We start from the raw sequence: 23,338 nt of genomic DNA, 5'->3' as shown, positions 1-23,338 counted from the left end.
AAGAGCCTGGCCGGTTGTTACGAACGGCAATAGGCGCGCGTACCCGGTCAGGCGGGCGAAGTCAGGGTCAGCAGGACAGCTTCCGGACGGCAGGCGATCCTTACCGGGGCGAAGCGCGAGGTGCCGATGCCGCCCGACACGTTGACCGGCGTCGTGCGTCCATTGCTGCTCCAGTCATGCAGGCCTTTTGCCCGCCAGGTGGGAAGGTCGCAGTTGGCCACGAGGGCGCCGTAGCCCGGGATGCAAAGCTGCCCGCCATGGGTGTGGCCGGCGAGCAGGAGATCCGCGCCGTCCTCCGTGAAGTGGTCCAGCACCCGCTGGTAGGGCGCGTGGATGACGGCCACTTTGAGGTGGTCTGCGGCGTCCTGGTTCACGGTCCCGCGCGGCCATCCGGCGTACCGCTCGCGTTGCAGGTGGGGATCGTCCACTCCGGAGAAGTCGAAGCGCATGCCGTTCATGACCAGGGACTGGTGGCGGTTGGTCAGGTCCACCCAGCCGCCCATCCCGAAGCCTGAACGCAGCCGCGGCCAGTCAAGCGCCGTCGGCTTGGGCTTGGCCTTGGACGGCCCCAGCAGGTAGGAAGCGGGATTCTTCAGGCTCGGGGCGAAGTAGTCATTGGATCCGGGGACAAAGACGCCGGGGAACTCCAGCAGCGGACGGAGCGCGGCCAGGAGGGGATCCACCGCTTTGGCGTGGCTGAGGTTGTCTCCGGTGTTTACTACCAAGTCCGGCTTGAGTTCGGCCAGTGACTGCAGCCACGCAGCCTTCTTTTTCTGGCCGGGAACGAAGTGGATGTCGCTCAGGTGCAGGATGCGGAAGGGGTTCTTCCCCGGGGGCAGGATGGCCAGGGTCTCTTCACGGAGGACAAACTGGTTTTTCTCCCACAGGCCGTACCCGAAGGCGGCCATTCCGGCGGCAGCCCCGGTTCCGGCGGTGACGGCAAAGCCGCGCCCGATGGTCCGGGCGCGGCTGGCCAACTCGCTGGATGAAGTCATCGGCGGCTAGTTCTTCTTGTCGCTGTTGCCCGGCGCGGGTGCGGGGGCGGGCTGGGTGGCGGGTGCCGGGGCCGGTGCCTGGGTTGCCTGCGGTGCCGTCGTGGCGGGCGTGCGGGTGTTCGTGCCGCCGTTCAGGAGGTTGCTGGGCGGGGCCGGGAACGGATTGGTGCCGTAGGCGGGCGCGATCCGGGACATGAAGTTCGAGAACATGGGTCCGGCGATCATGTAACCGTCGATACCGGGGTAGAACTTGCCGTTGACCGTGATGTTCTGGCCGGCCCGGTCCTGTGCGCCGAGTGCGTCGCCGAACCAGGCAGCCGTGGCCAGGCCTGTGGTGTGGCCCACCACCCAGGTGGACCCGTTGTTGTTGGACGTACCGGTCTTGGCGCCGATGGGGAAGCTGGTGCGGGTGGAAATCCGGGGCTGGATCAGCGAGCCGGAGCCGCGGTTCAGGACTTCCTGGAGTGCGTAGTTCACGCCGCGGGCAACCTCCGGCTTGACCGCGTCCCGGCAGCTGCTGGACTGTGCCGGCAGGGTGGCCCCGGTCTGGTCGGTCACGGCAGTGATGGCGATGGGCTCGCAGTACTTGCCGTCGTTGGCGAAGGTAGCGAAGGCGCTGGCCATGGTCAGCGGGGCGGTCTGGGTGGAACCGAGCAGGTTGCCCAGCGTGGACATATTGATCTTCGGGTTGGGTTCGCCGTCAGCCGGAAGCCCGCCATGGAGTCCTGTTGCATCCACGATCTTCTGGATACCGCAGAAGTCCAGCTGTGCCGCCGAAGCGAAAGTGACCGTGTTGATGGAGTTGTAGAGGCCTTCGAGGACCGACAGCGGCCGGTACCACTGCGGTTCGGCGTTCTGCAGGTCGTCGGCGGCGCCAAGTGACTTCTGGGCCGTGTTGTAGGCGCCTGTCACCTTGCCGCAGGTGTTGCGCCACGGGAAGTTCAGCGGGTAGCGGCGCTGTGCTGCGTTGACCACGGTGTTCATGGATTTGCCCTCGTTGAGCCACTCCGCGAAGGTGAACGGCTTCATGGTGGAGCCGGGCTGGGCACCGCCGAGGCCGTTGAGGTCGTTGCCGTCCTTGTCCAGTTTGTCCACGTTGAAGTTCACCTGGGAATCAAAGGCGCCTTCGGCGGGCAGGAAGGAGGTGTTCTGGGCCATCGAGACGATCTTGCCCGAGTTGGGCTGCACTGAGACCATGGCCGCACCCCACTTGTCCGGGTTGGCGCCGGCGGAGGCGTTGACCTGCTCCTGCGCGACTGCCTGGGCGTTCGGGTCCAGCGTGGTGGTGATGGTCAGGCCGCCACCGTAGATGAGGCGCAGGCGTTCTTCGCGGTCCGCACCGTACGCCGGGTTGTTCTCCAGCAGGTGCAGCACGTAGTCGCAGAAGTAGGGGGCGGTGGACGCGTAGGCGCAGCCTTGCTTAGGCTGCGTTACCTTGGTCTCCACGGGGGTGGCCACCGCGGCGTCGTGGTCGGCCTGGGTGATCTTGCCCTGGTTAAGCATCAGGCCCAGTACCAGGTCGCGGCGCTGCTTGGCGTTCTCCGGGTTGTTGATGGGGTCAAACGCGGACGGGCTGTTGACGAGTCCGGCCAGCAACGCCGCCTGAGGGAGCGTGAGGTCCTTGGCGCTGGTGCTGAAGAAGAAGCGGGACGCGGCCTCGATGCCGTATGCGTCGCGGTTGAAGAAGACGATGTTCAGGTAGCCCTCAAGGATCTGCTCCTTGCTGAACTCCTTTTCCAGGGCGATGGCAAGCTTCATCTCGCGGAGCTTGTCGCCCACGCCCTTGTTGACACCGTTGAGCTTGATCTGGTCCTCGTTGCCCTCGGCGGCGAGGTTGGCGTTGAGGACGTTGTTCACGTACTGCTGCGTGATGGTGGACGCGCCCTGCTTGTTGCCGCGGGCGGTGCTGACCAGCGCGCGGAGGATGCCTGTGGTGTCCACGCCACCGTGGTCATAGAAACGGCTGTCCTCGACGGCGATGACAGCTTCCTTAACGAAGGGCGAGATCTGGTCCAGGGCGACTTTGGTGCGGTTCTCGGTGTAGACGCTGGCGATCTCGCTTCCGTCCGCAGCCAGGATCCTGGTGGTCTGGTTGGGCGGGTCAACCTTCAACTCGGCGGGAAGGGTGTCGAAGAACTCGATGGAACCGCTCGCTGCGCTGCCTGAAACGGCCGCTGCGGGAACCAGCAGGCCTGCTACCAGGACACCGCAAATAGCACTCACGCCAAGGAAAACGAGGATCTTACCGAGGGTGGTGGCAGTGTCGAATAATGGGTTCGTACGAGTCGCCATGTTTTCCACTTTACCGGCAAGGACTAGTCTTTCTCTCATGACCAAATGGGAGTACGCGACGATTCCGCTTATTATTCACGCCACCAAGCAGATCCTGGACCAGTGGGGAGACGACGGCTGGGAGCTGGTGCAGGTGGTCCCCGGACCGGACGGAAACGGCCTGGTGGCCTACCTCAAGAGGGAGAAGCAGTAGCATGGGCACCTCCGCAGAGGCCACGCCCGGCGCAGCAGCGGCGCCTGTTTCGGCTGTTGAGCAGCGGCTCGCAGACCTTGGGCTCACCCTTCCCGAGGTCGCTCCGCCTGTGGCCGCCTATGTCCCCGCCGTGATTTCCGGCAGCCACGTGTACACCTCGGGACAGCTGCCGTTCATTAACGGCAAACTCCCGGCAACCGGCAAAGTGTCGGCCGGAACCGAAGGCTATGCTGACGAGCCCACGGTGTCCCCCGAAGACGCCCAGCGGTTCGCGGCCATCTGCGCCGTCAACGCCCTGGCAGCCGTCAAGAGCGTCATTGGTGACCTTGACCGGATCACCCGCATCGTCAAGGTTGTGGGCTTCGTCTCGTCCGATCCGTCCTTCACAGGACAGCCCGGCGTCATCAACGGCGCGTCGGAACTGCTGGGGCGCGTCCTCGGTGATGCGGGCCAGCACGCCCGTTCCGCCGTCGGCGTTTCCGTGCTGCCGCTCGATTCTCCTGTTGAGGTCGAACTCATAGCGGAATTCAGCTAGGACCGGTAGGTTTCCCTTGCCTCAGCTAGCTCGACGGCTCTTTGCTCTTCCCCAGGACCTTGAAGGGGCCGCCCAGAGCTGGCTCGAACACGGCGAACGGACGCCCCGCGCGGCGCGCCTTGCGTCCTCGGTGGTCCTCCTGCGCGATTCCCCCACAGGCCTGGAAACCTGGCTGGCCTACCGGCCGGGGTCCTCGCCGTTGGGCGTCCTCGCCTTCCCCGGCGGATCGCTGGACGCCGCCGACGACGATCCCGTGGGCTGGCTCGGCCCCCCGCCCCAGCATTGGGCTGAGCAGATGGGAACGGACGACGTCGGGCTGGCGCGGCGCCACGTGCTGGGCGCCATCCGCGAGCTCTTCGAGGAAACCGGCGTGCTGCTGGCCGGCCCGGACATGGCCAGTACGGTGGAAGCGACGTCGACCCCGGAGTGGATGCGCGCCCGCATTGCCGTGGCTGAGCAGGAGAAGACCTTCCCGGAGATCCTGGCAAAGCGGGGACTGTCCGTCCGGGCGGACCTGCTGAAGTCACTGGTCAACTGGCGCAGCCCGGACTTCGCGCACCGTCGGTTCGACACCCGCTACTTCGCCGCCACCGTGCCCCTGAACCAGCAGCCCACCCTGCTGGACGGGAAGGGCGTCTGGGGGCGCTGGGTCAATGCTGCCGACGTGATCGCCGAGCGCGATACCACCGCCCTGGGCGACGAGGTTGGCCAGGAGAATACAGTGGGCCGCACCTTGGGTGAGCTCCTGGTCCCCGGCTCTGAAATCATGCTCGAAAAGATGGCCATGGCCAACGGCTGCATCGCCTACCTGAGCTACAAGCGCAAGGCCCACGTGTACCAGCCGGTCCTGGTTGAAGAGGACGGCAGGCTCATGCTCGAGGTCGAGGCCGCCAAGACAACCCCGGACGATCCCCAGCGCGAACGGTAGGTCCGCGGCGGGTTTCGGTCCGGTTGGCGGGCTGCCGCCCACGTGAAACGCTCTCTCACTTGATGCTGGTTTTCCACCGACGCTCTCTCGCTTTCCTTAGGAAAGTGATAGAGCGTCGGCCGTTTTAGCGCATCAAGTGAGAGAGCGTTCGCGGGGAAACAGGGGCCCGGGGCCGGAGGCGGCGGGTTGCTAGCGGGAGCGCTGGCGGAGGCGCTGCATGTCCAAAATGACGACGGCGCGGGCTTCCAGCCGGAGCCAGCCGCGCTGGACGAATTCGGCGAGGGCCTTGTTGACGGTTTCGCGGGATGCGCCGACGAGCTGGGCGAGCTCTTCCTGGGTGAGCTCGTGGGCTACCAGGACACCGTCCGTCGCCGGCCGCCCGAAACGGTCTGCCAGGTCAAGCAGCGCCTTGGCAACGCGGCCCGGAACGTCGGAGAACACGAGGTCGGACAGCGAATCATTGGTGCGGCGCAGGCGGCGGGCCAGGGCCTGCAGCAGCTGCGCGGAGACCTCGGGACGGGTGCGGAGCAGTGTGTTCAAGCTCTCGTTCCGGAGGCCGGCAAGCCGGGTCTCGGAGACGGCGGTTGCCGTCGCGGTCCGCGGGCTGGGATCGAAGAGGGCCATTTCGCCGAAGAGTTCACCCGGGCCCAGGATGGCCAGGAGGGATTCACGGCCATCGGGAGAGGTCCGGCCGAGCTTCACCTTGCCGGAGACGATGAAGTACAGCTGGTCGCCTTGGTCGCCTTCACGGAACACCGAAGCGCCGCGGGACAGGTCCACCTCGGTGAGCTCGTCCGTCAGCAGACGGAATGCGTCGTCGTCGAGCGTGGCGAAAAGGGGTGCTCGGCGCAGTACCTCGATGTCCATGAAATCTCCTGAATAAAAGTGTCGGCTGTGGCGCTTGTGCCATTGTTTCAGAATTTTCAAGGTTCTGTGACGAACTTGGCAGGCAAAACGCCCCGATGCAGGGCTCCAACGGCCGGTCGGGACCTAATTCGGGCGGCCGTGAAGGCGGCGGGCAGCGGGACTCCACACGGCCCGCAGGGCGGGGAGCTGTCCAGAATATTGTCAGCATCCAACATTAGAATGAAGGTTCAACTGCTTAATAAGGAGCCTCATTGGTCGGCTTGACTGTCTTGGACCTGGTCCTGATCCTGGCGCTGCTGTCCTATCTGGTTTACGGCCTGCGCAATGGTTTCCTGGTGACAGTCGGCGGCATTGCGGGATTCGCTGCCGGAGCAGTGGCAGCCTTTTTTGCAGTCCCCCTGGTGAGCGGCTTTGTCCAGGACTCCGGATGGAGGCTGACCGCCATCGTGGCAGCCGCCGTCGTCCTGGTGGTCCTGGGGCACGGCCTGGGGACGATGGCAGGCCGGCAAATCCGCGGCGCCGTGCGGATCCGGCCCTTGCGTGCGGTGGACCGCCTGGTGGGCGGGGCCGTGAACGTGGTGGTATCCGCGCTGGTGATGTCCATGCTGGCCTTCAGCATCGGCTCCCTGGGCGTGCCGCTTGTGTCCCAGCAGCTGGCCGAATCCAAGGTCATCCGCTTTATCGACGGCCTGACCCCGGACCCCGTCAAAGCAACCATGGCGCAGCTTCGCTCCACGGTGATCGGCAACGGCATCCCTACCCTGCTCGAGGGACTGGAACAGGGCCCGGCAGTGCCGGTACCGAACGCCAGCACCGATACGCCGGCCCTGAACCGTGCCGCCGATTCCGTGCTCAGGATCGCGGGGACCGCCTACCAGTGCGGCCAGAACCAGACAGGCACCGGGTTCGTGGTCTCTGCGGACCGTGTGATCACCAACGCGCATGTCGTGGCGGGCGTGTCGGAGCCGGTGGTGGAACTGCCTGACGGCGGGGCGATGCCCGGGCGCGTCGTCTACTTCGACACCAAGCACGACCTCGCGGTGCTGGCCGTGGACAACCTCCCCGCGGATGCGCTGGCGCTTAGCCCCGACCTGCCCAACGGCAGCCCCGCCGCTTTTGCCGGCTACCCCCATGGCGGACCGTTCCAGTCCAAGCCGGCCACGGTCCAGGACATCACCACCGTGATGGTGCCGGACATCTACGGCAACAATGCCTCCCCCGAGGAGATCTACCGCCTGGCCGGCGACGTGCAGCCCGGGAACTCCGGCGGGCCGCTGCTGACCATGGAGGGGGATGTGGCAGGGGTGATTTTCGCCAAGGCGACCGCAGACACGGAAATGGGATTCGCCATCACCATGGATGACCTCAACCCGGTGGCCTCTCAGGCGGCGTCGTTGAGCGCTCCGGTTTCCTCCGGGCAGTGCATCCAGAAGTAGCGGTTAGAGGACCTCTGCGAGGTAGTCAATCGCCAGCCGGTACCCCACAACGCCTGCGCCCACGATGACCGCCGAGCAGACGGGGGACAGGAACGAGTGGTGCCGGAACTCTTCCCGCTGGTGCACATTGGTGATGTGGACCTCGACGGCGGGCAGCTGCACGGCAGCGAGGGCGTCACGGAGAGCCACTGAGGTGTGGGTGAACGCCCCCGCGTTGATGACGATGCCCGCGGCGTTGCTCCGGGCGGCGTGGATGACGTCGAGCAGGACGCCTTCGTGGTTGGACTGGACGCATTCGACCGTAAAACCGTGGGCCTCGGCGGCTGCGGCCGCCAGCTGCTCCACATCCGCCAGGGTGGACGTGCCATACTTTTCCGGCTCCCGGGTTCCCAGCAGGTTCAGGTTGGGCCCGTTGATTACCAGGAGGGTGCGGCGGGCGGCAGGGTCGGTGGAGGCTTCAGTCATGAATGACAATCTATCGGCTGGCTTCGGGTGCCGCGCATTCTTACGCCGGAACCCCATCGACTGCTCCGTAAATGCCGTTTTGAAGCGTGAAAACGACGTTTACGGAGCAATCGACGGTCATTAGAGTGCGGTGAACCGCACGAGCAGCCCGTGCTCGGGGTTGAGGTTGGGCATGGGCAGGCCCACCTCGGCGAAGAAGCGTCCGGTTGCCTCCGCCCCGTCCGCCAGCCAGGCCGGCGGCTGCACCTGGGTGTAGGTGTGGCCGTAGTCGGAGTCATCCGGAGTGGGGAAGATTGCCTCCGCGCGGTAACTGCGCTCAGGGTCCAGCCCAGGGATGCCCAGCCGGCCCGGTACCTCGGCGGCGGAGGTGCGCGTGCTCACCAGGGCGAACAGGCCCGCCGTCGTGCCTTCAGCCGCGGGGGCCCCGGTGACGACGCCGTGCAGCAGCAGGGCATCGCCGGCAACGTCCGCGTGGACGCGGCGGCCGCTGTGGATCAGCGCGCGGTGTTCCTTGAACAGGGCGATGAAGCGCTTGAGCTCCTCACGCTCAGCCCCGGTGACCTGCCGGACATCCCACTCCATGCCGAAGTGGCCGAACAGCGCGGAAATGGCACGGAAGGAGAGATCGTGCGTGCGGGCGGTGGTGTGCGAGGTGGTGGGGCCGATGTGGCTGCCCACCAGTTCCGGCGGGACCACCGCGCCCGTCCAGCGCTGGATGGTCTGCCGCTCCAGCGCATCGTTGCAGTCGGACCCCCAGATCCGGTCCGTCCGCTCCAGGATGCCCAGGTCCACGCGTGCCCCGCCGGAGGAGCAGGATTCAATTTCGACGCCGGGGTGCGCCTTCCGGAGCTCGTCGAACAGCCGGTAGGCGGCCAGGGTCTGCTCGTGGACGGAGGAGCGGCCGGCGTGGCCGTGCTCCAGCAGGTCCCTGTTCTGGTCCCACTTCAGGTAGCTGATGTTGTTCTCGCGCAGGAGCGCATCGATGCGGCTGAAGATGTACTGCCAGGCTTCAGGATTCACCAGGTCGATGATGTGCTGGTTGCGCCATTCCAGGGGAAGCCGTCCGCCGTCCTTGTGCTGGACGGCGGACGGGCCAACGATCCAGTCAGGATGTGCCCGGGCGATGTCTGAATCGAGGTTGACCATTTCCGGCTCCACCCACAGCCCGAACTCCATGCCGCGCGAGGTGACCGCCTCAATGAGCGGCGTCAGCCCCCTGGGCCACAGGCTTTCATCCACGTACCAGTCGCCGAGGCCGGCGTGGTCGTCGCGGCGGCCGCGGAACCAGCCGTCGTCGAGCACGAAGCGCTCCACGCCAAGATCGGCCGCGGACTCGGCCAGCTCAATCAGCGTGTCCAGGTTGTGGTCAAAGTAGACGGCCTCCCAGGTGTTGAGCACCACCGGGCGCGGCTTGCCGGCGGGCCGGCCTGTGGAAGCGGCGGGCAGCACGTGGTGCGGACGGGACCGGAACCAGCTGTAGAAGGCTTCGGTGATCCCGTCCAGTCCCTTGTCCGAATAGGCGGCGAACAGCGCGGGCGTTGTGTAGCTGCCGCCGGCTTCAAGGATGACTTCGGCAGGTCCCAGGAGCTCTGAACCGCCGATCATGGTGCGGCCATCACCGATGGTGTCGGCGAACTGCTCGTGGTTGCCGCTCCAGGCCAGGTGCGTGGCCCAGACTTTCCCGTGCCGGTTGCCGAAACCGGCGGTGCCGGCGGCGAACAGCAGGGAGGAATCATGGCCGGTGCGGCCGTGCCGGCCCGTCCGGACCCAGGTCCCCTGCTGGATGGCCCGGCGCTGCGGGTGGCGCTCGCGGCACCAGCGGCCGGTGAGGTCGAGGAGTTCGACGGCGTCAGGCGCCACGGGGAGGACGGTCGCCAGTTCGTCGAGCTGGTAGGGGGTAGTGCCGTCATTGGTGACGGTGTGCCGCAGTTCCAGCAGGCCGCCGTCGTGCAGGGCCAGGGTGGATTCCACCGTGAGGCCGGCATCCGGGTCCGACTGGACGATGACGGCAGAACCGCCGTTGGCGCTGGCTGTGGCAACGCGGAGGCGGGCCGAGAAATCCAACCCGGAGACGCCGTCGGCCATTCGGGAACCGCGCAGGGCGGCCCTGCCGCGCCACGACGACGAAGCCTGGGGGAGGAGGCCCGCCGGAACGCGCGCATCGATGGCGGAGTGCGGGACCGGGGCGGTGAGGATGGCGAGATCCGGCAAGGTGGTGCCCAGGTCCGCGCCCCAATGGATGACCTCGGCCTCTCCGCTGTCGAAGCTGATCACCAGGCTGGTGCCGGCGGAACGGAGGTGGAGGGGGTCCATAGAGATCTCTTTCGGTTTGTGGGGTGATGCAAAACAGGGTGGTGGATGCCGCCGCCGCGAGGAGGGGACGGCGGCATCCAGCCGGGTGGCTGCGACCACATACGCAGCCACGGATTGGGGGCGTTGCCGAAGCAGGGGCCTACTTGAAGAGGGCGTTGACCTGTTCGTTGGCCTGGGTCAGGGAGCTCGCCGGCGCCTTGCCGGAAACCACCGCGTCCATGGCGGGTTCCATGATGCCCTTGACCTTGGCAGTGTTGTCCGTGATCGGGTACAGGAAGGTGGTCTTGTTCCTGACGTGCTCGGTGAAGGCGGTGACGTCCACGCCCTTGGCCTTGAAGGCCTCCGACGCCTTCTCGGACGAGGCCTTCAGTGCCGGGAAGACAACAGCCTTGGACGCGACGACGTCCTGGCAGTCAGCCGAGGCGAGGTACTCCACCCACTTGATGGACGCGTCTTTCTTCTTGGTACCCGCCCAGATGGAATCAGCCAGGCCGTTGAACATGGAGGCGCGCTTGCCTTCGGGGCCCACCGGGGTAGGCGCGATGCCCACCTCGACGCCCTTGTAGCCGGTGTACTGGCCGATCATCCACGAGCCGTGGGCGTTGATGGCGGACTTGCCCGCCGCGAAAGTGTCAGCCATGGCCGCACCGACGGTGGTCTCCAGCTTGGGCATGTAGCCCTTGTCGGCCAGCCCGGCGAACCAGTCCATGCTCGCCTGGAACTTGGGGTCGTCGTAGTTGTAGCGGGTGCCCCACGGGTTTTTGTCCGTGTGGGACCAGCCGGTGGTGTTGGTGAGGTAGCTCCACTCGGTCTGGCCCGAGGAGTCGCCGCCGCCGTTCAGGCCCAGCCCGTAGACCTGGACGTTGTTCTTGTCGAACCCTGGCTCGTCGCCCCGCTTCCCGCTCTTGTCCACGGTGAGGTGCGCGATGACCTTTTCATAGGTGCCGCCGTCTTCCGGGTTCCAGGTGAGGTCCTTCATCTGCTCCTCGGTGATCCCCGCGCTGGCGAGCATGGCCTTGTTGTAGAAGAGGCCGATGGTGTCCCAGTCCTTGGGCAGGCCGTAGCGCTTGCCGTCCTGGCCCACCCAGAGATCGGCGAGGCCTTCGTTGTAGGCGGTCAGGTCGATGTTGTCCTTCTTGACGGCGTCGTCGATGGCCAGCAGCTGCTTGTTTTCTGCCAGTTCGCCGTAGCGTCCCAGGTGGTTGGTGAACACGTCCGGGGCGGTGCCGCCAACAAAGCCGTTGGTGAGGGTGCTCCAGTAGTCATCCCAGCCGCGCTGGGTGATCTTCACCTTGATGTCCGGGTTGGCCTTGGTGAAGTCATCGGCGCACTGCTGGTAGGCGGGGAGCTGGTTGGCGTCCCAGAGCCAGTAGCTGATCTCGCCCTTGGCTGATTCAGCCGAGGAGGAGGATCCGCTGCAGGCGGAGAGGGAGAGCGCCACAGCGGCGGCAACGGCAACGGCGCCGAGGGATTTCTTCATGGTTCTACTTTCCTTTTGGGGATGGGAGGGAGGCGGTGAATGAGGTTCTTATTTGATGCCGGAGAAGCCGATGGAATTGACGATCTTCTTGCCGAAGGCGGCGAAGAGCACCAGCACCGGCAGGGCCGAGATGAGGGTTGCCGCCATCAGGCCGGACCAGTCCGGTGCGCCCTGGGGTGACTGGGACTTGAAGACGCCGAGCCCCACCTGCAGGACGCGGACATCGTCCTGCGACCCCACCAGCAGGGGCCAGAAATATTCGTTCCACTGGCCGATGAAGGTGAGCAGCGCCAGGGTGGCGATCGGGGCGGCGGCGTTGGGAAGCACAATCTGGAAGAAGATGCGCAGGTGCTTGGCGCCGTCGAGCATGGCCGCCTCCTCCACCTCCCGGGACATGTTCAGGAAGAACTGCCGGAGGAAGAAAATGGCGAACGGCGTCATGAAGATGTACGGGAGGACCATGCCGAGCATGGTGTTGAGCAGGTCCAGGTTCTTGATCAGCAGGAAGTTGGGCAGCGCGGTGAAGATCGGCGGGACCAGCATGGTCCCCAGGAAGAGGCTGAAGACCGCATTCCGGCCCTTCCAGCGCAGCCGGGCAAAGGCGTAGGCGGCCATCGCGCTGAAGAACACGGCGCCTGCGGTAGTGATGGAGGAAAAGATGATCGAGTTCCGCAGGTAGAGCCAGAAGTTGATGGCTGCACCGGAACCGCCCTCTGCGACGGCGTCGGCCGGGCTCTGCAGGCCGAAGACCCGCAGGAACGCACCGAAGCTGAACTCAGCGGGAAGGAGGCTGGTTGCGTTGGCGGCAAGCGCGTTGTTGGTGGACAGTGCCGTGCGCAGGACCCAGAAGAACGGGAGGATGGAGACGGCGATGGCGAGGACGATGAGGGCCCAGGCGCCGGCGCGGCGGGCGTTGAAGGGACGACGGCGGCGGGCTGGCGCCGGCAGCGTTGCGCGGCTGGTGGTGGTCATGCGGGAGGCTCCTTAGTCCAGGTCCGACTCGTTGCCCTTGAGGAACTTCATCTGGATGAAGGCCACCAGGGCGAGGATGAGGAAGAGAATGACGGCGATGGCTGATCCGTAGCCGAAGTCCGACTCGGTGAAGGCCCGCTGGTAGATGTAGTACTGGATGACGCGGGTGGCGTTGACCGGCCCGCCGCCGGTGGTCACTGCGACAGTGTCGAAGACCTGGAAGGAGCCGATCACCGTTACGACGAGGACGAGGACCAGGACCGGCCGCAGCAGCGGAAGGGTGATCTTGGTGAACGTCTGGAACGGTGAAGCGCCGTCGAGCTTGGCAACTTCATAGACGTGGCCCGGGATGGCCTGCATGCCGGCGAAGATGAGCAGGGCGGTGTAGCCCATGTGGCGCCAGGTGTTGATCAGGGCCTGGGTGGGGATGGCCCACTCCTCGCTGCCGAAGAACGCGACGCGGGGGAGGCCGGCCCACTCGATGAACTGGTTGACCACGCCAATCTGGTAGTCCAGCATCCAGAACCACAGCAGTGCCGCGATGATGTTGGACATCATCCAGGGCAGCAGCAGGGCTCCCCGGATGAGGGTGGACTTGGCGACCCGGTTCATCAACAGTGCCAGGCCCAGGGCCAGGGCGGTCTGGAGGACGATATTGAGGAAAACGTACTGGCCTGTGACGGCCAGGGAGTTCCAGAAGAGTGGATCCTTGGCGATCGCCGTGTAATTGTCCACCCCCACCCACGTGGGGTCTCCCAGGATGTTGTACTCCGTGAAGCTGAGGTAGACACCGCGGATGGTGGGCACCACGTAGAAGACGACGAAACCGATCATTGCCGGGGCGATGAACAGCAGTGCGATCTTGAGATCGCCGAACCGGCGGAGGCTGCCCCGCGGCTTGGCTGCAGACACCGCTGCGCCGGTGGCGGATCTCGGGTTTTTGGCAAGGGTGGTCATCTTCGACCCTTTCCTGACTGTGATGGGGGTAACAACTAGGGAAGAATCTACACGAGTAGATTTGAGTGGGCAAGGGGTTAATTTTTCTTTTTGTCGGTAAGCATTAATCCATTCACCGGACTGTTGACTCGAGTAGATTGCAATGAAACACTGGGAATCCGCCGGAGAGCGCTTGCCGCGCCCCTGCAATCCTCGAAAGGCAGACGATGACGTTTTCGATCGGCGTAGTAGGAGCCGGCCAGTTCGGCAGCCAGTTCGCGCACCTGTTCAATCTCCACCCGGGCGTCAGCAGCGTCTTCGCTGTTGACGACGTTGCACATCGCGCAGCCGAGGCCGCCGGGCGCTACCATTTGGCCGGCACGATGGCGACTTTTGAAGACCTTCTGGCTTCCGACGTCGACGCCGTTGCCATCTTCACGCAGCGCTGGACGCATGGTCCGCTCGTGGAGCAGGCGCTCCGGGCGGGCAAGCACGTCTACTCAGCCGTTCCCATGGCGATTTCAGAAGAGGAAATAGCGCGGATCATCGAGGCCGTCCGGGAAACCGGCCTGGTGTACATGATGGGGGAGACCAGCTACTACAACCCCGCCACAGTCTTTGCCCGCAAACAGCTGGCCGAGGGAAAATTCGGGCGGATCTTCTACGCCGAAGGCGACTACGTCCACGACATGGACCTGGGCTTCTACGAGGCCTACCAGTACAGCGGCGGCGAGCGCTGGAAGGAAACCGCCAGCTACCCGCCCATGCTGTATCCCACCCACGCTGTGGGCGGCGTGCTGGGAGCAGTCCCGGCCCATGCAGTCAGCGTCAGCTGCGTGGGCGTCAGGGATGACCGCGACGACGGCGTCTTCGACAAGGACGTCAGCATGTTCGGCAATGACTTCTCCAACGCCACCGCGCTGTTCGAGCTGAACGACGGCGGCGTCATGCGCACTAACGAGATGCGCCGGGTGGGCTATCCCTCGCACATCCGCGAATCGCGGTTCCGGTTCTTCGGGACGGAGGCCAGCTTCGAGCAGCTCGCCACGGTGTCCGTCTGGCAGGACAAACAGAACGTCCACGACATCTCCGAGCAGATGGAGACCCGGCCCAGCATCCCCCTCGATGACCCTTCCCTTGCGAATGTCGCGCCAGAACTGAGGGATGCCTTCGTCTCAGGCCTGGCTCCGGTCCATGATCCCGGGCGGCTTCCGGAGGAGTTCCTGGGCGCGCCCAATGGCCACGAGGGCAGCCACCACTTCCTGGTGGACGACTTCGTGACTGCCGTGAACAACCGCACCCTGCCTCCGGTGAACGCCTGGGTGGCCGCGCGGTTCACCCTTCCGGGCATAGTTGCCCACCAGTCCGCCTTGCAAAACGGGGCGCGCCTTCCCATCCGTGACTTTGGCGATGCGCCGGGTACAGGTACCTAGTATGGACAGCATGACTACTCCGGCAGTGCAGACTGCGCGCGGCGGCCCCGTGACCCGCAAGGACGTTGCACGCTACGCCGGCGTGAGCACCGCCGTCGTCAGCTATGTGGTCAACGGCGGCCCCAAGAAAGTTGCTCCAGCCACAGAAGCGAAGGTCCAGCACGCCATCCGCGTCCTGGGGTACCGGCCCAACGCGGCGGCCCGGGCTCTCAAGCTGGGCTCCAGCGAGACGCTGGGCCTGGTGATTCCGGACATCTCCAATCCGTTCTTCGCCCAGTTCTCCCACGCCGTTGAAGACGCGGCCGCAGCCCTGGGCTACGCCCTGGTGCTGGGCAACTCGGACGGAAACCTTGCCAAGGAACGGCGCAACATCCGCAACCTCGCCGCCAGGCAGGTGGACGGCGTGCTGTTGGCCAGCGTCCTTTTTGAACCCGACCTGGAGGTCCTGGAAACCGCGGACATCCCGTCGGTGCTGCTGAACCAGGAACGCGACGCGCCGGGCTTCAACAGCATCGGCGTTGACCTCGCCGCCGGCGCCAGGATCGCCGTCGAACACCTGATTGGCCACGGCCATACAAACATCGGCCTGGCCATGGGAACCAACGTTTCCGGCAGCACTGACGGTCGCGAGGTGGGCTGGCGCCAGGCACTGCAGGAGGCAGGTTTGCCGGAGGGGCCGATTGCGTACAGCGGATTCACGTGGCCCGGCGGTTATCTCGCCGGTCAGCGCCTGGTTGCGTCAGTCAACAGGCCGACTGCCATCTTTGCCACCTCGGACACCCAGGCAGTGGGCCTGTTGCGAGCAGTGCATGAGGCAGGTCTGGCTGTGCCGGGCGAAATTGCGGTGGTGTCTTTCGACGGATCCATCGAAGCTGAGTACTCGTGGCCGCCGCTGACCACGGTGGAGCAGCCGGTGGCTGCCATGGCGGAAGCGGCGGTGGCCGCACTGGTGGGAGCCACTCGCGGGGAAACGCCACAGCATCGGATCTTCCCCACCAAACTTCACATCCGGCAGTCCTGCGGCTGCCCGTGGACGCCGTCCGCCGGGGCGCCGCAAGGCGGATAATGCATTAAGGACTGGCCGCCACCTCTGCTGAAAGCGGAGGTGGCGGCCAGTCCTGCCGGAAAGCAATCCCTGGGGGTTGAGGCTACTCCTTCACAGGAATCGACTGTGACTTCAGGGAATCGATAGTCTTTTTCTCGCCTGTCTTGAGCGCGTCCAAGAGGGTGCCGTCGCCTCCCGCGGCCTTGCCGAACCCGTCAGAGACGTCGGTGTACGTCTGGGTCATGGTCGGGCCCCAGGTGAAGTTGGGATCGACGTTTGATGATGCCTCGGCGAAAACTTCGTAGATCTTCTGGCCGCCGAAGTAGTCCACGCCGCCGGTGAACGCAGGGAGGTCCTTGGCCGACTTCGCAGCCGGGTAGAGCCCGCCGAGTTCATTTGCCAGTGCCAGGGCCTCAGGATCCGTGTTCAACCACAGAGCGAATTTCGATGCCTCGTAGGGGTGCTTGGAGCCCTTCAGGACTGCGGTGGAGGAACCGCCCCAGTTGCCGGCGGGCTTTCCACCGTCTTCCCACTGAGGCATCGGGGCGACAGCCCACTTGCCGGCGGTATCTGGGGCACCGCTGGCCAGCGTTGAGGCGCCCCAGACCGCGGAGACCCAGGTCCACTGCTGACCGGTATTGAACGAGGCATTCCACTCATCGGAGAAGGACGGCAGCGTGGATACCTGGTTCTTGTCCAGCAGGTCCTGCCAGTAGTTCGCCACCTTCTCGGATTCGGCGCCGGTCAGGTTGACCTCCCACTGGTCGTTGGCGCTTGAGAACCACTGCCCGCCTGCCTGCCATACGTTGCCGGCGAACCAGTTGACATCGCTGCGGGGGAAATTGGTGATGTACGAACCGCGGGCTTTGATCTGCTCGGCAGCCGCGGCGTATTCGTCCCAGGTGGTGGGAACCTTGATGCCTGCCTCCTTGAAGAGATCCGCCCGGTAGAACATCGCCATCGGTCCGCTGTCCTGCGGGATGGCATAGACGGAGCCTTCCTCGCCGAAGGTGACCTGGCCCCACGTCCAGTCAACGAACTTGTCCCGGGCGTCGGACACTCCTTCGCAGGCGGCGATGTTCTCGAGGCCGTCCTGGACGCGGAAGTTGGGCAGGGCGTCGTATTCGATCTGGCCGAGGTCCGGGGCGTTGCCGGCCTGCAGCTGGTTGAAGAAGTTCTGGTACGTGCCGGAGTTGCCGTTGGGGCCGGTCTGTACCTTGACCTGGATATTTTCGTTTTCCTTGTTCCACAGATCCACCACCTTTTCCATGCCGGGGACCCAGGTGGTAAAGGTCAGCTCGACCGGACCGGATGAGGGTTCGCAGGATCCGGCGGCCTTGGTTTCCGTGGTGCCTCCGCCGCCTGAGCAGCCGGCGAGGGCCAGCGCTGAAACAAGGGCAAAGGCTGCAGTGGCTTTTCCGTAATGCGCGCGCATTTCTATTCCTATCAGTGGGGGTGCTGTACCGGGGCGGAAGCCGCGGGACGGTTTGCGTGGGAAGGATGGAAGCTATTTGACGCTTCCGGCGCCGAGCCCGCTGCTCCAGAAGCGTTGAAGCGCAAGGAACGTTCCGATAAGCGGGAGGATTGAGACAAGTGCGCCGACGATCACCAGGACGCGGAGCTCGGGAATCTGGCTGATTTGGCTGTTCCAGGCGTAGAGGCCGAGCGTGACCGGAAACAGGACCTGGTCGCGGAGCATAATCAGGGGCAGGAAGAAGTTGTTCCAGATTGCGACGAACTGGAACAGGAAGATGGTCACCAGCGCCGGGGCCATGAGGCGCGTTGAGACCGTGAAAAACGTCCTGACTTCGGAGGACCCGTCGAGCCGCGCAGCTTCCAGGAGCTCGGTGGGCACGCTGGCCGCGGCATAGATGCGGGCAAGGTATACGCCGAAGGGGCTGACCAGGCTCGGAAGGAAAACGGCCCACAGGGTGTTGGTCAGTTTCACTTCGCTGAAAATCAGGAACAACGGAAGCGCGAGAGCCGTCGCCGGGACCAGCACCCCGCTGAGCACGATATTGAAGAGAGCTTCCCGCCCCCGGAATTCGTATTTTGCCAGCGCGTAGCCGCACATAGCCGCGATGACGGTGCCCATGAGGGCGCCCAGTCCGGCATAGAGGGCGCTGTTGGCGAGCCAGCGGCCGAAGACACCGTCACTGTACGTGAACAGGTTGCCCAGGTTTGCCAGGAAGGTAGGGGCCGAATCCATGGTGAACCATAGCGGAGCGGTACTGGTGATCTCTCCGCCCGTCTTGGAGGAGGACACCAGAAGCCACCAAATGGGGGTGAGGAAGTAGAGCGTGAAGACGCCCATGATGAGCATCGCCGCGCTGCGCGACATCACGCTGTGACGGGGCCCGCGGGCATTGGCCGCCCCGTGGGTGGACTTGGGTCCTGCTGCCGTGACCGTTGCTGCACTCACTGGGAGACCTTCCGTTGGGTTGCCTTGAGGAAGACGAAGGAAAGAACGAATGTTGCCAGCGCCAGCACCACCGAGAATGCTGCGGCGAGGTTGTAGTTGGGGACGGACGCTGTTGTGTACACCGCGAGGTTCGGCGTGAATGTGCTGCTGATCGCCGAGCTGAAGCTCCGCAGCGTCTGTGGTTCCGCGAGCAGCTGGAGGGTGCCGATGATGGAGAACACGCCGGTGAGGATAATGGCCGGGACCACCAGCGGGATTTTGATCCGCCAGGCAATCTGCAGGTTGCTGGCGCCGTCGAGCCGGGCCGCCTCGTATATTTCAGTTGGGATGGCCAGCAGGGACGAGTAGATGATCAGCATGTTGTAGCCGACGTACACCCAGGTGACGATGTTGGCGATCGCCCACAGGACCAGTTCTGCGGAGAGGAAGTTCACCTCTGAAGTGACGGCTTCAAAGGGGGACAGCGACGGCGAGTACAGAAACCCCCACATGATGGCGGCGATGACGCCGGGAACTGCGTAAGGGGCGAAGAATGCGAGCCGGAAGAACTTCTTGCCCTTGAGGAGGGGCGAATCGAGCAGCAGGGCAAACAGCAGGGCCAGGCCCAGCATGATTGGCACCTGGACCACTCCGAAAAGGAGCACCCGTCCAACCGACTCCCAGAATTCGGTGTTCTGGAACACCTGCTGGTACTGGACGAGTCCGCCGAAGACCTGCCGGGGAGGGCCGAAGGTCCCTTTGCGTTCAACAGTCAGCAGGGACTGCACCACCGCGAAGATGATGGGTACGGCGTAGAAAGCGAGGAAGAGGACGCCGAACGGCGCAATGAACAGGAAGACGGCGCGGCGCTGGGCGCCGGTGGTTTTGGCTTTCCGGGTCTTCGGCGTCCCCAGGGCCGCTGCCGGAGCGGTGCTTGGTCTAGTCACTTTCATCATCCTTTTGGCTGGCGCTGGGGCCAGCGGTTTGTGGAACAGGATCGGAGGTGCGGACGACGCGCACGGCGCCCGCGGGAACAACGACGGCATGGGACACGTCCTCGCCCACAATCAGTTCGTGGCCGTGGGCGGCGTACTTGTGGTCCTCGTCGGAGTGGTTGATGAGGAAGACGTAGCTATGGTCGGCGCCGGAGCGGACCACGACTTCAAGGCCGGTGGGGGAGCCCAGGACGTTGATCCCCGCCTCGCCGGCAGCCCCGGTGACGACGTCGCGCAACGAGGCAGGATCAAGGACGGTGCCGAGGTACCAGGCGTTGCCGGCGCCATGGCGGTTGCGCGTGACGGCCGCGGTGCCGGACAGGTGCCCCTCGGTGAAGGTCAGCTGCGCCTCGGCGCCTTCGAGGCGCATCGCTTCACTCCAGAGCGAGGCGGTGGAACCGTTACTCAAAGCCAGGGTCCGTCCGGGCGGCAGGGGGTAGAACTCCTCGGAACGAATGCCAAGCATGGTCCGGAAGGCCCCCGGATAGCCGCCGGCAAGCACCTTCTCGTTTTCATCCACGATGCCGCTGAAGTAGGTCACAAGGGCAGTACCCCCGTTCGCGACGTATTCGGCCAGCGCGGCGGAGTCCTTTTCCCGCACAAGGTACAGGCCGGGAACGACGGCCAGCTTGTACCTGGAAAGATCCGCGCCGGGGGCAACGACGTCAACGGTGATGCCTGCCTCCCAGAAAGCGGCGTACATGGCATGGACCTGGTCGAGGTACCGAACATCCGATGACGGGTGTGACTCCTGGTCGTAGGCCCACCACGCTTCCCAGCTGAACACCAGGGCGGCCTCGGCCTTCACCGTGGTCCCGGCGACCTCCGCAAGCGTCTCCAAAATGCTGCCCAGTTCCAGGACCTCCCGCCAAATACGCGAGTCCGTTCCCGCATGGGGAAGCATCGCCGAATGGAATTTTTCACTGCCTTGCACTGAGGCCCGCCACTGGAAAAAGCAGAGCCCGTCGGCTCCCCTTGCAAGGTGGGCGAGGGAATTGCGGAGCATCTCGCCAGGGCCTTTGGCGATGTTGCGTGGCTGCCAGTTCACGGCCGAGGTGGAGTGTTCCATCAGTAGCCATGGCCGGCCCTGGGCAAGCCCCCGGGTTGCGTCGGCAGCGAAGGCCAGTTCGGTTGCGGGAGCATCAAGCCGGTGGTCCAAATAATGGTCATTGGCGATCACGTCCATATGGGGTGCCCAGGACCAGTAATCCAGGTTGCGGATGTGGGCCGTGACCATGAAGTTGGTGGTGACGGGAACGGTGCTGTGCTGCCGGAGGACTTCAGCTTCGGCCTGGTAGTAGCCAAGCAGTTCATCGGAGCTGAAGCGGTGGAAGTCGAGAACCTGGGTGGGGTTGTTCGTGGAGACGGTGGTCCTGGGCGGAAGGATCTGCTCCCAGCTCGAATACCGTTGGGACCAGAACGTGGTGCCCCAGGCTTTGTTGAGCGCATCCAAAGTGCCGTACCGCGCCTTAAGCCAGCTACGGAAGGCGCCTGCGGAGACGTCGCAGTAGCAGAGGGCGTTATGGCAACCAAGCTCATTGGAGACATGCCACAAGCGGACAGCAGGGTGGGCGCCGTAGCGGCGGACGGTTTCGCCCACGAGCCTGAGGGCGTGTTCCCTGTACTGCGGGGAACTGGGACACCAGGCCTGGCGGCCGCCCGGCCAGGCGCGGGTCCCGGACGCCGACTGGGGAAGAATCCCGGGGTACAGGGTGGTGAGCCAGGCCGGGGTGGATGACGTGCCTGTTCCGAGGTTGACCCCGATGTTGTTCGCATGGAGGAGGTCCAGGATCTCGTCCAGGCGTTCAAACGAGTATTCCCCCGGGAGTGATTCCAGTTCCGCCCAGCCGAAAATGTTTACCGCGACAAGGTTGACCCCCGCCTGCTTCATCAGCCGGACGTCTTCCCGCCAGATGGCGCTGTCCCACTGTTCGGGGTTGTAATCGCAGCCGTAGACAAGCTTTCCGCTGCCGGACAGTGCCTTGACGGGCGTTCTGGTGGGGCTCAACCCTGCTCCTTCAACTTGCAGCAGACGTGCAAGCCGGGGAGAGACCCTGCGGCATTGGACGCTGTTGTCGAATTTCTGTGAACGTTCCCAGGGATGCGCGCCAAAGTGTGATGCGGGTTATCTGGGAACGTTCACAGAATATCTTCGCCCTGCTGGCATGTCAACGGGCGGGCGGAAGCTGCACCGTCCGTTTGCTCCGCTACAGTACAGATATGTCCCTGACACGCACCCGTGCCCGCCGCGCCACCATCAACGATGTGGCGGACGCTGCCGGGCTCTCAAGGGGTACCGTTTCGAGGGTCGTCAACGGGGAAAAATACGTCTCTGACGAGGCCCGGCAGGCGGTGGAAGAAGCCATCGCTCGCGTGGGTTATGTCCGCAACAGTGCGGCACGGAACCTGGTCAAGCAGGAGTCCCGGGCAATAGGCCTGATCATCCACGAGCCGCATTCGCTGCTTTTTGAGGACCCGAATATCGGCTCAATCCTGCTCGGGGCCAACGAGGTGCTGTCCAAGGCTGACTATCAGCTGGTATCGCTGATCATCGATTCAGACCGCGACAGCCGCCGGGTGGCGGATTACCTGCGCGGAGGCCTCGTTGACGGCGCGGTCATCATTTCTGCCCGCGCCTCGGACCCCATCGCGACCGCCGTCGCCGACATCGGACTGCCCGCTGCTTTTGTGGGCCATCCTGACGGTAATCCGGAGCTCCCGTACGCTGCCATCGACAATGTCGCGGCAGCGCGAAGCATCACCAGCAGGCTGCTGGATACGGGGCGACAGCGGGTGGGCATGATTGCCAGCGCCCTGGACCGGGACTCCGGCCAGGACCGCCTTGCCGGCTTCCGTGCGGCAATGGGCGGGCGCTTCGACCCCCGGATGGTGGTGGAGTACCCGCTGTATACGTACGCAGCGGGCCTGGAAGGGATGCAGGAACTGCTCCGCCGTGCTCCCGATATCGACGGCGTCTTCGCCGCCTCGGATGCTGTGGCCGCGGGAGCGATGACGGCACTTCAGGAGGCCGGGCGCCAGGTGCCTGAAGACGTTGGCATCGTGGGCTTCGACGACAGCAGCTGGGCCCTAAGGTGCAGGCCCCAGCTGTCGACTGTGCGCCAGCCGGCCGATCTCCTGGGAAGCGCCGCCGCCGAACTGGTGCTTGCGCAGCTCAGCGGCCAGCCCAGTCCGCCGCGGGTCCTGGAAACCGCGATTATGTGGCGCGGCTCAGCCTGAGCGCGGCTTAGGCCGGTACTACCCGGAGCATGGTCCTGTCACTGATGAGGCGCTGCGCTTCCGGCCCTAGCCCGGAATCGCTGATGACCTCATCCACGTCGTCCAGCGCCGCAATGGAACTGATGCCGAGCAGGCCCCACTTGGTGTGGTCCGCCAGCACCACGGTTTTGCGCGCGGCCGCCACGAAGGCACGGTCCGTCTCGGCCTCGAGCAGGTTTGGGGTGGTAAAACCGGCGTCGGCATCCATCCCGTGCACACCAAGGAACAGCACGTCCAGGTGCAGCTGTTTCAGTGCAGCGGTGGCGATGGGTCCCACCAGCGCGTCCGACGGCGTGCGCTCGCCCCCAATCAGGATCACGGTGGAGCTGTACCGGGCGGAGCCGGCCGAAGCGGCGTGATGGAAAAGGTCCGCAATGCGTACCGAGTTGGTGACCACCGTGATCTGCGGTCCGTTGACCAGTTCCCTGGCCAGGGCCCAGGTGGTGGTTCCTGCGCTGAGCCCCACGGCCATGCCTTCGTGGACCTGGGTTGCCGCCTCCACCGCGATGGCGCGCTTCTCCGCCGTCAGCTGCGTGGACTTGAGGTCGAATCCGGGCTCGTGGGTGCTGGTGTCGCCCGGGATCTTCGCGCCGCCATGGATCCGCTCCAGCCGGCCGCCCTCCTCCAGCACCTCGATGTCGCGGCGGACCGTCATCAGGGACACGCCCAGTTGCTGGGCCAGGTCTGACACCCGGACAACCCGCTCCCGCTGGAGAGCGTCCAAAATAGCCTGGTGGCGGGCGACGGCGAGCATCGTAGGAATCCTTCACTAGGCG

General features: G+C 65.0%; 20 protein-coding genes. 7 read left to right on the top strand and 13 right to left on the bottom strand.

Translation table 11 applies throughout. The annotated features are described in order from the left end of the window. Positions 1–47: 47 nt before the first annotated feature. Both SMD14_RS16895 and SMD14_RS16890 read right to left on the bottom strand, forming a co-directional pair. The gene (locus SMD14_RS16895) at positions 48–995 is read right to left on the bottom strand and encodes a metallophosphoesterase (protein ID WP_321214403.1); all 948 of its coding nucleotides are present in this window, start codon (positions 993–995) and stop codon (positions 48–50) included. A 6-nt stretch (positions 996–1,001) separates the two neighbouring features. Then, positions 1,002–3,287 carry a transglycosylase domain-containing protein gene (locus tag SMD14_RS16890; RefSeq protein ID WP_321214402.1) on the bottom strand — a complete coding sequence of 762 codons (2,286 nt, stop codon included), beginning with the start codon at positions 3,285–3,287 and terminating at the stop codon, positions 1,002–1,004. A 37-nt stretch (positions 3,288–3,324) separates the two neighbouring features. Here SMD14_RS16890 and SMD14_RS16885 point away from each other — a divergent pair, with 37 nt between their 5' ends. Genes SMD14_RS16885 through SMD14_RS16875 form a run of 3 tightly spaced genes read left to right on the top strand, consistent with a single transcriptional unit; the run spans position 3,325 to position 4,943 of the window. Further along, positions 3,325–3,480: a DUF4177 domain-containing protein gene (locus tag SMD14_RS16885; RefSeq protein WP_003797879.1), complete on the top strand. Its 156-nt coding sequence runs from the start codon at positions 3,325–3,327 to the stop codon at positions 3,478–3,480. Between the two features lies 1 nt (position 3,481). Further along, positions 3,482–4,015 carry a RidA family protein gene (locus SMD14_RS16880; protein WP_321214401.1) on the top strand — a complete coding sequence of 178 codons (534 nt, stop codon included), beginning with the start codon at positions 3,482–3,484 and terminating at the stop codon, positions 4,013–4,015. 16 nt (positions 4,016–4,031) lie between these two features. Continuing rightward, positions 4,032–4,943, top strand: a complete 912-nt coding sequence (locus SMD14_RS16875; RefSeq protein WP_157241104.1) for an NUDIX hydrolase — start codon at positions 4,032–4,034, stop codon at positions 4,941–4,943. A gap of 189 nt (positions 4,944–5,132) precedes the next feature. On the opposite strand, the gene SMD14_RS16870 is transcribed toward SMD14_RS16875, so the two are convergent. Then, on the bottom strand, positions 5,133–5,810 hold the full coding sequence (locus tag SMD14_RS16870; RefSeq protein ID WP_050684013.1) for a Crp/Fnr family transcriptional regulator: 678 nt from the start codon (positions 5,808–5,810) through the stop codon (positions 5,133–5,135). Positions 5,811–6,061: 251 nt separating this feature from the next. Between SMD14_RS16870 and SMD14_RS16865 the strand changes: the two genes are divergently transcribed. Further along, positions 6,062–7,246 carry a MarP family serine protease gene (locus tag SMD14_RS16865; RefSeq protein WP_157241106.1) on the top strand — a complete coding sequence of 395 codons (1,185 nt, stop codon included), beginning with the start codon at positions 6,062–6,064 and terminating at the stop codon, positions 7,244–7,246. Between the two features lie 3 nt (positions 7,247–7,249). On the opposite strand, the gene aroQ is transcribed toward SMD14_RS16865, so the two are convergent. From aroQ to SMD14_RS16840, 5 genes are all read right to left on the bottom strand, one after another. Next, on the bottom strand, positions 7,250–7,711 hold the full coding sequence (gene aroQ, locus SMD14_RS16860) for a type II 3-dehydroquinate dehydratase (RefSeq protein WP_321214400.1): 462 nt from the start codon (positions 7,709–7,711) through the stop codon (positions 7,250–7,252). A gap of 120 nt (positions 7,712–7,831) precedes the next feature. Then, positions 7,832–10,024 (bottom strand): alpha-galactosidase, encoded by a 2,193-nt coding sequence (locus SMD14_RS16855; protein ID WP_321214399.1) that lies wholly within the window; start codon positions 10,022–10,024, stop codon positions 7,832–7,834. 139 nt (positions 10,025–10,163) lie between these two features. Continuing rightward, the gene (locus SMD14_RS16850; protein WP_321214398.1) at positions 10,164–11,504 is read right to left on the bottom strand and encodes a sugar ABC transporter substrate-binding protein; all 1,341 of its coding nucleotides are present in this window, start codon (positions 11,502–11,504) and stop codon (positions 10,164–10,166) included. A gap of 48 nt (positions 11,505–11,552) precedes the next feature. Then, a complete protein-coding gene (locus SMD14_RS16845) occupies positions 11,553–12,476 on the bottom strand; it encodes a carbohydrate ABC transporter permease (RefSeq protein ID WP_321214397.1) in 924 nt (307 codons plus the stop codon). A 12-nt stretch (positions 12,477–12,488) separates the two neighbouring features. After that, positions 12,489–13,433 carry a sugar ABC transporter permease gene (locus tag SMD14_RS16840; protein WP_311217723.1) on the bottom strand — a complete coding sequence of 315 codons (945 nt, stop codon included), beginning with the start codon at positions 13,431–13,433 and terminating at the stop codon, positions 12,489–12,491. A gap of 206 nt (positions 13,434–13,639) precedes the next feature. On the opposite strand from SMD14_RS16840, the gene SMD14_RS16835 reads away from it, so the two are divergent. Further along, positions 13,640–14,845, top strand: a complete 1,206-nt coding sequence (locus tag SMD14_RS16835; protein WP_321214396.1) for a Gfo/Idh/MocA family oxidoreductase — start codon at positions 13,640–13,642, stop codon at positions 14,843–14,845. Between the two features lie 10 nt (positions 14,846–14,855). Beyond that, positions 14,856–15,911: a LacI family DNA-binding transcriptional regulator gene (locus tag SMD14_RS16830; protein ID WP_157241120.1), complete on the top strand. Its 1,056-nt coding sequence runs from the start codon at positions 14,856–14,858 to the stop codon at positions 15,909–15,911. A gap of 82 nt (positions 15,912–15,993) precedes the next feature. Here SMD14_RS16830 and SMD14_RS16825 read toward each other — a convergent pair whose 3' ends face one another. From SMD14_RS16825 to SMD14_RS16810, 4 genes are all read right to left on the bottom strand, one after another. Then, positions 15,994–17,325, bottom strand: a complete 1,332-nt coding sequence (locus SMD14_RS16825) for an ABC transporter substrate-binding protein (protein ID WP_157241122.1) — start codon at positions 17,323–17,325, stop codon at positions 15,994–15,996. A gap of 72 nt (positions 17,326–17,397) precedes the next feature. Then, positions 17,398–18,231 carry a carbohydrate ABC transporter permease gene (locus SMD14_RS16820; RefSeq protein ID WP_157242935.1) on the bottom strand — a complete coding sequence of 278 codons (834 nt, stop codon included), beginning with the start codon at positions 18,229–18,231 and terminating at the stop codon, positions 17,398–17,400. Positions 18,232–18,308: 77 nt separating this feature from the next. Then, complete coding sequence (locus tag SMD14_RS16815; protein WP_157241124.1) at positions 18,309–19,244, bottom strand: carbohydrate ABC transporter permease; 936 nt, start codon at positions 19,242–19,244, stop codon at positions 18,309–18,311. After that, complete coding sequence (locus SMD14_RS16810; RefSeq protein WP_321214395.1) at positions 19,231–21,294, bottom strand: beta-galactosidase; 2,064 nt, start codon at positions 21,292–21,294, stop codon at positions 19,231–19,233. The genes SMD14_RS16815 and SMD14_RS16810 overlap by 14 nt, the downstream gene beginning before the upstream one ends. A gap of 212 nt (positions 21,295–21,506) precedes the next feature. Here SMD14_RS16810 and SMD14_RS16805 point away from each other — a divergent pair, with 212 nt between their 5' ends. Continuing rightward, complete coding sequence (locus SMD14_RS16805) at positions 21,507–22,523, top strand: LacI family DNA-binding transcriptional regulator (protein WP_321214394.1); 1,017 nt, start codon at positions 21,507–21,509, stop codon at positions 22,521–22,523. Positions 22,524–22,530: 7 nt separating this feature from the next. Here SMD14_RS16805 and SMD14_RS16800 read toward each other — a convergent pair whose 3' ends face one another. Then, positions 22,531–23,316: a DeoR/GlpR family DNA-binding transcription regulator gene (locus tag SMD14_RS16800; RefSeq protein ID WP_157241130.1), complete on the bottom strand. Its 786-nt coding sequence runs from the start codon at positions 23,314–23,316 to the stop codon at positions 22,531–22,533. Positions 23,317–23,338: the final 22 nt, after the last annotated feature.

Source organism: Pseudarthrobacter oxydans, assembly GCF_034258515.1.
In the GTDB taxonomy this organism is placed as follows: Bacteria; Actinomycetota; Actinomycetes; order Actinomycetales; family Micrococcaceae; genus Arthrobacter.
Note: the sequence above shows the minus strand (reverse complement) of the source record. Positions and strands in the feature narration are given on the sequence as shown.

What these genes read in the sequence shown, in the direction of transcription:
- SMD14_RS16895 (WP_321214403.1), bottom strand. Translation starts at nt 995, where the DNA reads ATGACTTCATCCAGCGAGTTGGCCAGCCGCGCCCGGACCATCGGGCGC.
- SMD14_RS16890 (WP_321214402.1), bottom strand. Translation starts at nt 3,287, where the DNA reads ATGGCGACTCGTACGAACCCATTATTCGACACTGCCACCACCCTCGGT.
- SMD14_RS16885 (WP_003797879.1), top strand. Translation starts at nt 3,325, where the DNA reads ATGACCAAATGGGAGTACGCGACGATTCCGCTTATTATTCACGCCACC.
- SMD14_RS16880 (WP_321214401.1), top strand. Translation starts at nt 3,482, where the DNA reads ATGGGCACCTCCGCAGAGGCCACGCCCGGCGCAGCAGCGGCGCCTGTT.
- SMD14_RS16870 (WP_050684013.1), bottom strand. Translation starts at nt 5,810, where the DNA reads ATGGACATCGAGGTACTGCGCCGAGCACCCCTTTTCGCCACGCTCGAC.
- aroQ (WP_321214400.1), bottom strand. Translation starts at nt 7,711, where the DNA reads ATGACTGAAGCCTCCACCGACCCTGCCGCCCGCCGCACCCTCCTGGTA.
- SMD14_RS16855 (WP_321214399.1), bottom strand. Translation starts at nt 10,024, where the DNA reads ATGGACCCCCTCCACCTCCGTTCCGCCGGCACCAGCCTGGTGATCAGC.
- SMD14_RS16850 (WP_321214398.1), bottom strand. Translation starts at nt 11,504, where the DNA reads ATGAAGAAATCCCTCGGCGCCGTTGCCGTTGCCGCCGCTGTGGCGCTC.
- SMD14_RS16845 (WP_321214397.1), bottom strand. Translation starts at nt 12,476, where the DNA reads ATGACCACCACCAGCCGCGCAACGCTGCCGGCGCCAGCCCGCCGCCGT.
- SMD14_RS16840 (WP_311217723.1), bottom strand. Translation starts at nt 13,433, where the DNA reads ATGACCACCCTTGCCAAAAACCCGAGATCCGCCACCGGCGCAGCGGTG.
- SMD14_RS16835 (WP_321214396.1), top strand. Translation starts at nt 13,640, where the DNA reads ATGACGTTTTCGATCGGCGTAGTAGGAGCCGGCCAGTTCGGCAGCCAG.
- SMD14_RS16830 (WP_157241120.1), top strand. Translation starts at nt 14,856, where the DNA reads ATGACTACTCCGGCAGTGCAGACTGCGCGCGGCGGCCCCGTGACCCGC.
- SMD14_RS16825 (WP_157241122.1), bottom strand. Translation starts at nt 17,325, where the DNA reads ATGCGCGCGCATTACGGAAAAGCCACTGCAGCCTTTGCCCTTGTTTCA.
- SMD14_RS16820 (WP_157242935.1), bottom strand. Translation starts at nt 18,231, where the DNA reads ATGTCGCGCAGCGCGGCGATGCTCATCATGGGCGTCTTCACGCTCTAC.
- SMD14_RS16815 (WP_157241124.1), bottom strand. Translation starts at nt 19,244, where the DNA reads ATGAAAGTGACTAGACCAAGCACCGCTCCGGCAGCGGCCCTGGGGACG.
- SMD14_RS16805 (WP_321214394.1), top strand. Translation starts at nt 21,507, where the DNA reads ATGTCCCTGACACGCACCCGTGCCCGCCGCGCCACCATCAACGATGTG.
- SMD14_RS16800 (WP_157241130.1), bottom strand. Translation starts at nt 23,316, where the DNA reads ATGCTCGCCGTCGCCCGCCACCAGGCTATTTTGGACGCTCTCCAGCGG.